The organism is Chitinophaga sp., from assembly GCF_036569185.1.
Classification (GTDB): Bacteria; Bacteroidota; Bacteroidia; order Chitinophagales; family Chitinophagaceae; genus Chitinophaga.
In genome coordinates this window covers 1-13,123 of record NZ_DATCRD010000113.1, presented here as the reverse complement: position 1 = coordinate 13,123, position 13,123 = coordinate 1, and the positions used below count along the sequence as shown (strand labels likewise).

The 13,123-nt window shown below is 48.2% G+C and carries 8 protein-coding genes and 1 pseudogene; 6 read left to right on the top strand and 3 right to left on the bottom strand.

The genetic code is table 11. The features are described from left to right. The first annotated feature begins 199 nt into the window (after positions 1-199). From VIM72_RS08295 to VIM72_RS08285, 3 genes are all read left to right on the top strand, one after another. Positions 200-646, top strand: coding sequence for a lipocalin family protein (locus tag VIM72_RS08295; protein WP_332002370.1), 447 nt, complete (start codon positions 200-202; stop codon positions 644-646). Positions 647-763: 117 nt separating this feature from the next. Continuing rightward, on the top strand, positions 764-1,669 hold the full coding sequence (locus VIM72_RS08290; protein ID WP_332002369.1) for an NAD(P)H-binding protein: 906 nt from the start codon (positions 764-766) through the stop codon (positions 1,667-1,669). A 230-nt stretch (positions 1,670-1,899) separates the two neighbouring features. After that, entirely contained in the window at positions 1,900-2,820 is a 921-nt protein-coding gene (locus VIM72_RS08285; protein WP_332002368.1) for an AraC family transcriptional regulator, read from the top strand. 432 nt (positions 2,821-3,252) lie between these two features. Here VIM72_RS08285 and VIM72_RS08280 read toward each other — a convergent pair whose 3' ends face one another. From VIM72_RS08280 to VIM72_RS08270, 3 genes are all read right to left on the bottom strand, one after another. Further along, complete coding sequence (locus VIM72_RS08280; protein WP_332002367.1) at positions 3,253-3,579, bottom strand: DUF4870 domain-containing protein; 327 nt, start codon at positions 3,577-3,579, stop codon at positions 3,253-3,255. 85 nt (positions 3,580-3,664) lie between these two features. Further along, the gene (locus tag VIM72_RS08275) at positions 3,665-4,288 is read right to left on the bottom strand and encodes a response regulator transcription factor (RefSeq protein WP_332002366.1); all 624 of its coding nucleotides are present in this window, start codon (positions 4,286-4,288) and stop codon (positions 3,665-3,667) included. Between the two features lie 9 nt (positions 4,289-4,297). Then, on the bottom strand, positions 4,298-6,547 hold the full coding sequence (locus VIM72_RS08270; RefSeq protein WP_332002365.1) for a sensor histidine kinase: 2,250 nt from the start codon (positions 6,545-6,547) through the stop codon (positions 4,298-4,300). A gap of 102 nt (positions 6,548-6,649) precedes the next feature. Here VIM72_RS08270 and VIM72_RS08265 point away from each other — a divergent pair, with 102 nt between their 5' ends. The 3 genes and pseudogenes from VIM72_RS08265 to VIM72_RS08255 form a co-directional block, all read left to right on the top strand. Next, positions 6,650-7,144, top strand: a complete 495-nt coding sequence (locus VIM72_RS08265; RefSeq protein WP_332002364.1) for an LIC11966 family surface protein — start codon at positions 6,650-6,652, stop codon at positions 7,142-7,144. Between the two features lie 237 nt (positions 7,145-7,381). After that, on the top strand, positions 7,382-12,193 hold the full coding sequence (locus tag VIM72_RS08260) for a PKD domain-containing protein (RefSeq protein ID WP_332002363.1): 4,812 nt from the start codon (positions 7,382-7,384) through the stop codon (positions 12,191-12,193). Positions 12,194-12,387: 194 nt separating this feature from the next. Next, positions 12,388-13,123 (top strand): annotated as a pseudogene (locus VIM72_RS08255) (hypothetical protein); the annotation flags it as partial.

The window sequence follows — 13,123 nt, the reverse complement described above, 5'->3', positions numbered from 1 at the left end:
ATAGAGGTACAACCGGTTAAACAGGCCATGGCTACTATTAATACACGTTTCTTCATTTCATTCTTTTAATATCCGGGATAATTTTATCAATAATACCTGCATTTTTTCATAAAGGTTGGGTAGCCAGAAAAAAATATTTTTTCCCGGGCTACCCAACCATCGGCTGCCACAAGGGGGTATTATCATCAAACAGAATAATATGAAAGCATTTACTATTACATCCGCATTTGTGGCCCTCGCGGCAGCCGCCCTCCTGTATTCCTGTAAAAAAGAAGAAAGCACCGAACCAACGGGCTGTGGTATCAGCATGACCGGGCTTTCCGGATCCTATAAATTAACGGCGTTACAATATAAGGCAAGTGCCACGGCTGCCCCGGTAGATTACCTGGCGACTATGGAGGCTTGCGAAAAGGATGATATCCTTACATTGAAAAGCGATGGTACCTATGATTATAATGATGGGGGAACCGTTTGCTCACCCACAACGGCGGGGCATGGCACCTGGCAGGTGAAAGGAAATACCTTAACCAGCGATGGCACTTTAAATGGTACGTTAGCCAGCTACGACTGCAAAACAATGGTCTATTATGTAGAAAATTCATTGGTAGAGGGAGATAAGCTGACCTTTACTATGGTAAAGCAGTAGACAAAGCGCTGGGTTACCGTTGTAAATCGGCGCTTCCTTTTGGCTACAACAATGTACCTTTCGGCTACATTCAATTTGTGATTCCGGTGGATTTTTGTACCAACAAAAGAATCACATATGAATATCGTACTCACAGGCTCATTGGGCGACATTGGAAAACCGCTCACTAAAGAGCTGGTACAGAAAGGACATTCGGTAACCGTTATCAGCAGCAGTCCCGAAAGGCAGAAAGACATTGAAGCGCTTGGCGCAAAAGCCGCCATTGGTACCATGGAAGACGCCGGTTTTTTATCCGCCACCTTTAAAGGGGCTGATATAGTGTACCTGATGGAAACATTAGACGCTGCCGGCGGCTTCTTTGACCCGGAAATTGATTTCATCGCCACCATCAGCCAGATCGGCCGCAATTATAAACAGGCGGTTGAACAATCAGGCGTAAAACGAGTAGTGCATCTCAGCAGCATTGGCGCGCATATGAGCGAAGGAAATGGCATCCTCGCTTTTCACTACAATGTAGAAACTATCCTGAAGCAATTGCCTGATGAAGTTTCTATTAAGTTCATGCGCCCTGTTGGCTTTTATACCAATACGTTCTCGCTTATCCGGAACATAAAGGCACAGGGAACTATTGTCTCAAATTATGGTGGCGACAAAAAGGAACCCTGGGTGTCGCCCCTGGATATCGCGGCGGTTGTTGCGGAAGAAATGGAAAAGCCCTTTGCCGGCAGAACCATCCGCTATATTGCCAGTGATGAAGTCTCGCCAAATGAAGTAGCTGCCATATTGGGGGAAGCCATAGGTAAGCCTGATCTGAAATGGGAGGTGATCTCCGATGCGAAGCTCCTGGGCGGCTGGCTGGCTGCGGGGATGAATGTACAGGTAGCTAAAGGCTTTGTAGAAATGCAGGCAAGCCAGGGGAGTGGCGTGCTGTATGAAGATTACTACCGCCATCAACCTGTATTAGGTAAGGTAAAGCTGAAAGAGTTTGCAAAGGATTTTGCGGCGGCGTTTAATAAAGCATAACCTGCCTTAATTGAGCTAAACCAATTTGTGCATTTACCTGGCAACGCTTAATAAGGCATAGCTCTGGTCAATTGAACATTGAACTAAGACTTGTACTTGCCTGGCGCCACGTTCAATAAATATAACTCAGCCTTAATTGCCCACAAATGGCGCCATGATGCACGGGCGCACCAGCGCCATTTGTGAGCAATTATTGGTGTAACTTTATGGGGATATTAACAGCAAAGAGTATGACGAATATAAAAACCCAACGGGTTAAAACGATCAGCGAATTTCACCAGCTCAGAGGGTTGCCCAAGCCGGAACACCCCTTGATCAGCGTAGTGGATTATGCGGAGGTGAAACGCCCGCCTGATATAAGCAGCACCAACTGGGTGTTCGACTTTTACCAGATCTCCATTAAACGGTGCATGAATACCAAAATAAGATACGGGCAGCAGGAATATGATTTTGATGAAGGCGTGATGTTCTTTATTTCACCTAACCAGGTATTCAGAATTGAACCGGATCCCAACGCCACCACAGAACGCTCCGGATGGATGCTACTGATCCACCCGGATTTTTTCTGGAACACCTCCCTGGCGAAAACCATTCAGCAATACGAATACTTCGACTACTCGGTAAACGAGGCGCTATTCCTTTCCGATAAGGAAGAATCGACTATCAATCATATCATCCATGCCATCCGGCAGGAATATCATTCCAATATCGATCATTTCAGCCAGCAGATCATTATTTCACAAATAGAAACGCTGTTGAGCTATGCAGAACGCTTCTACCACCGGCAGTTCATCACCAGGAAAATCACCAATCATAAAATTTTGAACAGGCTGGAAGAACTGCTGTCGGATTATTTTAAAGACGACGACCTGGCCGTGAAAGGATTGCCCACTGTGCAATACATCGCACAATCATTAAACGTTTCGCCCAAGTACCTGAGTAACCTGCTAAAAGTGCTGACAGGACAAACCGCGCAACAACATATCCATGAAAAACTGATTGAAAAAGCAAAGGAGAAGTTGTCGACTACTGATTTGTCTGTTAGTGAAATTGCCTATGAGCTGGGATTTGAGCATCCGCAATCCTTCAGCAAACTATTCAAAAGCAAAACGGACCTTTCCCCGTTGGAGTTCAGGGCGAGTTTTAACTAACGTGGATTTTTGTCTGACTCAGGGTTATGATGATTATACTGATTGTCTGGATTTGATCACTGGAATTATAATGGATTAGGGGAGATATAAGCGATATTCGCCCATATCTCCCCTAATCCATTATAATCCGAAAAATAAACTCAGGGAAAATCAGTATAATCCTCATAACCCTGAGTCAGACAAAATCCGCGACAAAATCCGCACTAACTCTTCTGCGTTTTTCCGCTGAGCACAAACAGAATTGAGCCTAAAACGACTAACCCTATTTTAATTCCCCACGCAGGGCCTTCTCCCCATTTATAGATCCACATTAGTATTCGGGGCACATGGTTAAAGAAACCGGCAACAATGGATAAAAGGCCAAAAATCACTAAAAGGGATGCTATCTTCTGCATAGTAGGGTTGTTTATAGAATGAATAATGGTTGATGTATTACATGAGGAAACTGAACTTGTCTTCGAACATAGGACCAACAACAGGTACAGGCTTTTTGCGACCATTCACTGCATTGATGATGCCAAGCACCCACAATGCCAGTATGGCGATGTTCGCATACACTACAACAGACAGGGAGGGTACAATACGCACAACAATGTTAATGGCCGCACCCAGGATAAAACTGATGATAGCAATGCCTAACGATTGCTTCAGGTGATAGGTGACGAAAGGATCACGTTCTTTGTCTTTGTACTGGAAAAATGCAATCAGCCATCCGATAATGGTGATGTAGGAAATGATAGCCAACGTTTTCTTGTCCATGCTGTATTCGTTTTAGATTGTTAATTTGTTACAACAAAATTACGACCAGCAGGAAGGGTTTCTTATCCCTGAAATCAGCTAATTTTTATATCAATCCAAATTGTGTGGCAAATTTTATAACGGCTGTCATGGTGTTTACATCAAATTTATCCATGAGGTTTTTACGGTGACTTTCAACTGTGTGGCTGCTGATAAACAGTTGTTCGGCTATCTGTGTGGTGGTAAGCCCTTTGCTTACCAGCGACAGGATCTCTTTCTCCCTGCGGGTGATCTTTGGAATTTCTGTAAGCTCGCCTTCCTGAACCTGGCTTACAATATTGCGCGATGCACGGCAAAGGTATATTTCCCCCTTCAGGGCCGCGTTGATGGCCATGATGATTTCATCGCCCACAGCGTTTTTCAGCACATAACCATTGGCGCCACTGTTAAGCACATTCTTGATTACAGGACGTTCGTTGTGCACGCTAAGTGCAATAATGCGTACATCTTTATCATTTTTACGAACCTGCTGGCAGAGGTCTATTCCATTGATGTCCGGTAAATTGATGTCGAGCAGCACTACATCCGGCGCCAGTTCTTCAATGGCCTGCAGCCCCGCTTTGCCGGTATCGAAGCAACCGGCCACGGTTACATCTTCCTGGCGCGACAACAAGTTCTTCAATCCTTCCATTACAATAGGGTGGTCATCTATCAGCAATACTTTTATCATACACTAAGATCATTTTACAATACATTCAATATTAAATGCCGCACCGGTTCCGGGGGCAGATGCTATTTCAAGGGAGCCATTCAGCATTTCCACGCGCGACTGGATATTGGCCAACCCTGCGCCTTTCAGCGATTGGAGATGCGCTGTGTCAAATCCTTTCCCATCGTCTTCCACTACAAGGAAAAGCTGGTTGTCGCGCTGCTGCAGCTGTACCAGGATCTGCGAGGCGGCCGCATGTTTCACGGCGTTATTCACCAGCTCCTGGACAATACGGTACAGGGTTACCTGCCTGCTGGCGCTCATGTTGTTCCGGTAATTATATACCTGGCAGGAAACGGGCACGCCGGATTTTTTAAGCCCGTTACAGTATTCTTTGATAGCTTCTCCCAGCCCGTATTTGATCAGTACTTCCGGCATCATGCTCCTGGCTATCCTGCGCAGCTCGTCCACGGCGCTGTCCAGGTGATGCATGGTTTTATGTACAATGGTTTGCTCAGGCGATGTTGTTCCCTGCCTGTGCAATGCAGACAGCTCTATTTTTACGCCGGAGAGCAGCCCGCCGAGGCCATCGTGCAAGTCGCGGGCGAGACGGGTCCGTTCCTGTTCCTGGCCTTCCAGCATAGCGGAAAGTACAGACATGCGATGCGCCTGTTTGATCTGGTCCAGCTCCAGGTTGTGAAGGAGCTGCTTCTGTTTAAGGGCGTCCGACCGTTGCCTGAAAGCATAGTACAGGAACGCGGCTGCAAGGAACAAAGCAATGGTAAGCGCGGAATATATCTTATTGAGCTTCCTGTTATAGGTAAATCTTTCGCCCATTGTTTTCAGCTCCTGTTCGCGTTTGGCGGTTTTGAAATTGGCATCGGTAAGCGCCTTTTGTTGCACCTCCGCTTCATATTTTGCATTGAGCAGCGATTGGTCTTTCAGGATGGCTGCATATTTTGCGGCCAGTAATGCCTGGTCTTTCTGCCCGGAAAGATACCTGGTGCGGATCAGTTCCCGGTTCCGCTGTTCCGCGAGTAACCGTATCTGCAGCAGGTCCTTTTCTTTACGGGCCATTTCATATTTGGCTTCCAGGTCCTTGGCTTTGCTCATCTTCTCCCCGTCAAATAACTCTTTGTACATATTCATGTACTGTTTGTAGTTGAAAAGCGCCATGGAAGTATCTTTCTTCAGCTCGTAAGCCGCTGCCAGTCCGAGGTACGATTGGGAAAGGTTGTATTTATCATAAAGAGGATCCTGTACGGAAGTGGCAATGGCCTTGTTGTAATATTCAATAGCCTCGTTGTAGTCGCCGCGGTTATGGGCCATATCGGCCAGGGTGTTATATACGCCGGCTTCCACCACGTATTGTTTAGTTATCCTGCCTTCTTCCAGCGCTATATTGTTGTAATAATCGATACTGTCTTTATTGGCGGCAGTTGCAGGCATATCTTCTGCAAAAATACTGGCCAGCCCCGCAGCGGCGAAAGGAATATCGCTGGGGTTGATGAGCCGTTGCCGGTTGGCCCGTGCAATATTGAGCGCATAGCGTATATAAAACAGGGCAGAGTCCAGCGCTGCCTGTTGGGAATTGTTGCCGCGGTAAACATGGATGAAATAGGAGCCCCTTTCCTGGTTGGCGCTGATCAGCTTTTCCAGCGCGCCCAGTTTATTGGCGGCGGCCAGGGAGAGCCGGGTATATTTTTCTACATTCACCAGGTCGTACCACCTGAAGTAAACGCCTGCCAGCTCCGAATAGATAGCTTGTTTGTATTTTAAAGCATCCGGTTCATTTTCCAGGATATCGAGGGCCTGCTGTAATGTGTGAATGCCTTCTGTTTCTTTATGCGCGCGGATTTGCAGCCATGCTTTCATGTATTGCACATATCCTTTCATCAGGTTGCTGCGGGACCGGGCTATGTAATAGTGGGCGCTGTCCAGGCATTGGTAGGCGGCGTTTTCATCTCCCATAATAAAATAAGAGGCGGCCATCATGCCATAGGTATGGGCGCGATACTGGCCGTCTTTCATAGGGGCGGCCATGGCCAGGGAACCACGCAGGATACTCATGCCTTCCTTCCAGCCGGTGTTGAAGAATACCACCTGCCCAAGTCTATCCATGGCGTCTATACGTTTTTCCAGTGGCAGCTGTGGCTGGGTTATTATGTTACGAAGCGAGTCGGCCAGCAACTGTGCGCTGCTGCCGGTGGAGGCAACAAGCAAGGTGATAGTGCATATGATACGATACAGCAGGTGCATGGTTTTTTGAATCAGCTGCAAATTTACAATTGTCACGGAATTAAAAATGGCTGATTTCCGGGATATCTGTACCTGGCTTCTGCAGCTACTTTTGCCTTATCAAATCATGAAAACTGAAACAAGATGAAAAAAGTAAAAGCCATTTTCGCCCCCATCTGTATTGCAGCCGTTAGTACGCTGATTGTAAGCTGCGGTTCATCGCTGAACCCTGTTGAGTATAATAATAAGCTGATGTCTGTGATGAATGAGCAGGAAAAACATATGAATGAAATGAATTCTGCGATGGTGAGCCAGGACTTTGCGAAAGCGGAATCAGTGCGTAAAACCTGGGCAGAGCAGCTGGATAAATCCATTACAGAAGTGAATAAAATAGAAACCATTAATGAGGACGGGGGCTTGAAACCTGCCGTGGAACAGGGATTGAAAGAGTATAAGAAGATTGCGGATGAGGGCTACAAAGAACTGATAGGATTGAGAGTAAAAGAAAAAGGGGGCGATACTACCGTGCAGCCACAGATCCAGGCTACGCTAAACAGGATCAATCAATCGTTTGATGCTATCGGGGGAAACATAAATAAAGCCAGCGACGCATTTGAAAAGAAACACAGCGGCCATTAATATTGTTAGAAGAACCGGGGCTGGCCAAAAGCAATTTTTGCTTTTGGCCAGCTTTTTTTTGGAAGATGTTATCGTTAATCCCCTGATACCTGCCCATATATTGGTTGAAAAATTGTACATTGCCTGCACAACCGTATCGAGAGTCCGTATCATATCTGAAAAACGATGAACCTGGCCATATCCAACAGAGGCAAGCTTATTGCCTGTTTTACTATGTCTGTGCTATCCTGTTGTCTGATGGCTTTTACCGCTCATGCGCAGCTGAAAGCTGATTTTACCGCTGATAATACTGCCGATTGTGGCTTGCTGGTTACCACGTTTACTGATCATTCTACCGGTAATCCTGTATCCTGGCAATGGGACCTTGGTAATGGATTTACATCTACCGAACAAAATCCGCAAGCCTCTTATGTTACTGCCGGCAGTTATACCGTTAAGCTGACTGTAACAGACGCTACCGGCGCCACCAATACCATTATCAAAACTAATTTCATTAATGTATGGAGTAAGCCAAAGGTGAACTTCAGCGCCACGCCTCCCAGTGGCTGCGCCCCTTTTACTACTACCCTTACCGATAAATCCGACCCGGTAGATGGCACCATCACCCAATATGCCTGGGACTTTGGCGATGGGTTTGATGGCAGCGGCAGCAGCATTGCACATACCTTTGACCGGGCCGGCGATTACGCGGTCACATTAACGGTGACTAATAGTCACGGCTGTACGAATTTTCTCCGGCGGGAAAAAGCAGTACAGGCATTACCCGCCATCAGGGCGGATTTTACAGTGGCCCGGAAAACCCTTTGCCAGGCGCCGGCCGACGTGGCTTTTACCAATACCTCTACCGGCAGCGGCACCCTCAGCTATCTCTGGAAGTTCGACGATGGCGCTACTTCTACATTAAAAGACCCGGGGAAACATACTTTCACCACTGCCGGGAAGCATAGTATTACCCTTACCGTAACAAATGAACTGGGTTGCTCGGATACCAAAATTGTGAGCGATATTAACCTGGCCAATTATAACACCGATATAGAAATACCAACGCTGGTATGCGCCACCAAGGCCAACAGGTTTACCGCTGTAACTACCGGTATTAAGCCAGACAAATATGCCTGGGAGGTGAATGGCCAACCCTTTGGCGGAAACGCTTCCGCCATTGCCTATACGCCTGCAGCTGCAGGCCCGCTGACAGTGAAACTAACCGCTACATACGGGAGCTGCACCCAGGTGGTGGAGAAAACGGCCACCGTGAATGCCTCACCGGTAGTGAATCTCACCAGTGATAACAAACCTTCCTGCACGCTGCCGCTTACCATCCATTTTAACAGTAACTCATCCGGCGCAACCGGCTGGCAGTGGACTTTTGGCGATCAGCAAACCTCTACGGAGCAAAATCCTGCGCATAGTTATACCGCTGCGGGTGTTTATAAAGTAAGCGTGGTGGCTGCCAACGCGGCAGGCTGCCAGATCAGGAGCGAGGCAGACATCCCCGTGATACAAACCCTGATCACCGCCACCGCTAAGGGCGCCAGCGGATGCGAAGGCATTTCCCCAACATTTAGCGCCACCAGTAACAGCAGCGACCTGGTAGCCACTTACAGCTGGGATTTTGGAGATGGGTCTGCAAAGTCAACAGCAGCCAGTCCTACACATGTGTATCCCAAAGAGGGCAGGTACCCGGTAACGCTTACCTATACTACCGTAAACGGATGTACGGGAACCGTGAAATGCCAGCAGGATGTAACCGTATACCGTAAACCAACGGTAGATTTTTCCTCGCCCGAAAGCCCAAAGGTCTGTGGTAATACCACGGTAAATTTCAAGGACCAGTCGGACATAGGCGATAAATGGGTATGGAACTTTGGCGATGGCGCCATCAGCCAGGACAACAGCCCAACGCCTAAGCATAGTTACTTAGCGCCTGGCCTGTACGATATTACCCTCACCGTTTCTAACGGCACCTGTAGTAATTCCCTGACTAAAAAGCAATATATAGAAGCTACGGATCCTTTCCCACGCTTCACTATTGCTAAGGCTGACTGTAACAACCGTCTTACAGCAACATTTATCGAAAGCTCCACCAAGGCCACCTCCTGGAAATGGGAGTGGGGCGATGGCACAGATACGGCCTACACTACACGAAGCGCGAGGATTACTCACACCTACCCTAAAACAGGTAAATACAAAGTACGCCTCACGGTGTCCGATGGCATCTGTACCACCATGCTGGAAGGAACTGCCGACATGATTGCCGCTTCACCTGTTGCCATCACTGCAGATAAGAGCACCTTATGCAGCAGCGACACGGTACATACAAAGATCAGCAGCTATAACCCCGATATCTACGGGGTGAACGGGTATGCATGGCAGGCTAACGGGAAAGCCTATCCCGACAGCACGCTTACCAGCTATCCGTTTACCAACCTGGCGCCCGGTAAACAGGCTTTACAACTGGTGGCCATTAACAGGGTAGGGTGTACCGACAGCAGCAATGTGGTGAATGTAGCGGTGCGTGGCCCATTGGCGGGGTACAACCTGCCGTCAAATGTGCAATGCCGCGGCACGGTGGTTACCTTTACAGATGCTACCGACCTTACCTACAGTAGCGGCGTGGCAAAATGGGAATGGGACTTCGGCGATGGTACACCTTCGCAAACCTTTACAGCGCCGCCGTTTACACATGTTTACGACACCGCCGGCTATCGTTTCAAACCGGTATTGAAGGTGACTGATAAAGAAGGCTGCTCAAATGTTTACTCCGGGAAAACACTGCAGGTAAATGGCCCCAACGCAGATTTTGTGGCAGATAAATACGTGGTAACACCCGGTACCAATGTTACCTTCACCAACCAATCCACTGATATAGGGGGCACTATAGCCACAGTGCGCTGGAATTTTGGTAACGGAACCGGTTCTTCAACTACGCCAAAGGCGGTGGTGAACTACGCTAATTTAGGTGTATATAAAGTACAGCTGCGCATCACTGATAACAATGGTTGTAAAGACACCACGGAAAAAGAGATCAAGGTCACCAAAACAGGTGCTGCCTTTACTTATACTTCCTCCTTTGTTGATGGCAGTAATTGCGCCCCGATGTTGTTCCGCTTCACTAATAAGTCTTTTAACTATACCAGCTCCTTCTGGGATTTTGGCGATGGCAGTACCTCAGACCAGGCCAACCCGGTGCATACCTATACGCTGGCCGGCCAGTATAAGGTAACTTTAAAAGTAAAGGGAAATAATGGAGATGAAGACCAGGTAGAAGAAACCATCGTGGTAACGGGACCGTTTGCAGAAATCATGGCCAGCACGCAGGGCGGCTGCCATGAGCAGGAAGTAGTATTCAATATCAAGGGGGCAAAGTCGTCTACTTTTAACTGGGACTTTACCGATGGTATTGTACAGCAAACCAATGATACGATCACCCCGCATACCTTTAAAAAGCCGGGAATATATAATCCCCGGTTGTTACTGACAGATAATTTAGGTTGCCGGGGCCTCGCCTTACTGAAAGATCCGATTGTGATAGATGAGCTGGATGTAAAGCTGAATCCTTCCGCCACGGAATTATGCGGCGAAGGCGATATTACTTTTGATCCTGATTTTACCAGTCATTCCATGAGCCTGGGAATGCCGGCTACCTATCAATGGACCTACGATCCTTCGGTAACAGCTACCGGCGCCAATACGGCCACGCCAAGGTTCCATGTGAGCCAGCCAGGTACTTACCAGTTTACGCTTACTACCACTACGGCCTATCATTGTGAGAAAACAGTTTCCGCTACCGTGGTGGTACGCCCGGTACAGAAGGCATCTATCACCGGCCCTGATAAAGCCTGTAAGGATGTGCCGGTAACATTTACCGGCAGCGCCTCCGGTGATGGCGATGTTACCTGGAAATGGAATTTCGGAGGACAGGGTACCGATAACAAACAACAGCCGGCCGATAAGGCGTTTGCCGTACCTGGCATAGTGGATGTAACACTAGCGGTTACCAATAAGGAAGGCTGTACAGATACCGCGCATCATAGCATCAATATCCTGCCTTTGCCGGATGCGAAAGCCACTGCCCCAAGTGATTTTATTTGTTTGAATAATACAACAGTATTGCAGGCCAGCGGCGGGGTTAAATATGAATGGACGCCAACCGAAGGACTGAGCAATCCCAACATTGCCAATCCCCAGGCAAGCCCCGCTACCAATACCACCTACCAGGTGAAAGTGACGGACAATAACGGCTGCGTTAACACCAGCGATGTAAGCATCCGCGTGGTGCAGCCTTTTACCATTAAGGCTACGCCGGATACCGGGCTTTGTATCGGCGATAAGCTCCCCTTGCAGGCCAGCGGCGCCGATAGCTATGTATGGGAAGGCCCCGGCCTCGACAATCCCAATATCGCCACTCCAACAGGCAGCTTAACCAGCACTGGCAACTACACCTATAAGGTGACAGGTTACGATAAAGACGGCTGTTTTTCCGATAACGCATCACTGAAGGTGCAGGTAAATCCACTGCCAACAGTAATGCTGGGCGGCGATATCCTGGCCATGGCCAGTGTGCCGGTACAGCTGGGGGCTAATGTGAGCAACGATGTGGTGCGCTGGAACTGGTCGCCGGTGGAAGACCTGGACTGCAGTACCTGCCGTTCCGTGCAGGCGGTTCCCAATCTCACTACCCGTTATGTGCTGGAAGTGGAAAACCGTTTCGGCTGTAAGGCCTCCGATGATATAACCGTGCACGTTACCTGCAGTAAAGGCGCGGTGTTTATGCCCAACGCATTTACACCCAATGGCGATGGGCAAAACGAATATTGCTATCCCAAAGGTAAAGGCGTGAAGGAAATAGAATACCTGCGGATCTACGATCGTTGGGGCACGCTGGTGTTTGAAAATATGCACTTCCCCGTAAACGCACCGGTTTCCGGATGGAACGGTAAGAACAAGGGAAATGTAGCGCCGATAGGTACTTACATCTATTCACTGAAAACGATCTGCGAAAGCGGGGAAGCATTTGAATTCAAGGGAACCATCACGCTGATAAGATAAGCGGCATCCGGGCATAAAAAATCTGAAATTGTAAATTTATTGCGCTATATTATTATATTATTGCGATAGTGATGTTTTGTTAACAGGCGTGCCCGGCGCCGCCGGAAATGCGATGATAAACTGTATGCGTGAGCCGCCATAGCTCATATAAGCCCTTCATATTCCCGTTATTCATTGAACCAAATTCTATTACTATGACCTTCAGCATTAAACCCTTTTTTACCCTCACAGCTTTATTGCTGCTGACCGCACCGGTTGCAGCACAGGTAACATGGCCCGCCGGGCAGCTACTGCCTTCATTTCCCGCCACTGCCGGTAACCTGGACTTATTTTACAACAACGGTCCTGCTCCGCTCACCTGGCATTGGGAAGCCGAAGGCCCGCAGATGGCGCATCATACCGGGCGGCTTGAAACAGATGGCTGGCTTTGCCAGGTGGGGATAGACGCCGCCAATGAGCATATGATCTATGGCCCTTATGATAATTCCGTTACGGCAGGAGCCAATATTGCAGAGTTCCGGATGAAAATAGATAATAATACGGCCGACAATAATCCCGTGGTAGATATTGATGTAAGGGATGCCACCACAGGCGCCACCCTTGCCGTGCAAACAATTACAAGACAGCAATTTCCTATAGCGTCTAATTATACAAGTTTTAAATTACCCTTTACAATGCCCGCTGCCAATCATTCCATCGAGTTACGGGTATTCTGGAAAGGAGCAGCTTATATTAAAGTGGATTGGGTAGGCGTACAGCAACAAACGGATGCTGCCGCGGAAACCTACCTGTTCAGTTCCCTGAAAGGCATTGTGAACAGGGCACAGCCACGCATCTTCTCCTATGAAGGCGATGCCTTTGCGGAAGGGCCGTATGCCTGGATGCAATCCCTGGGTTTAACATGGACAGAACATACAGACAGGTGGGAGC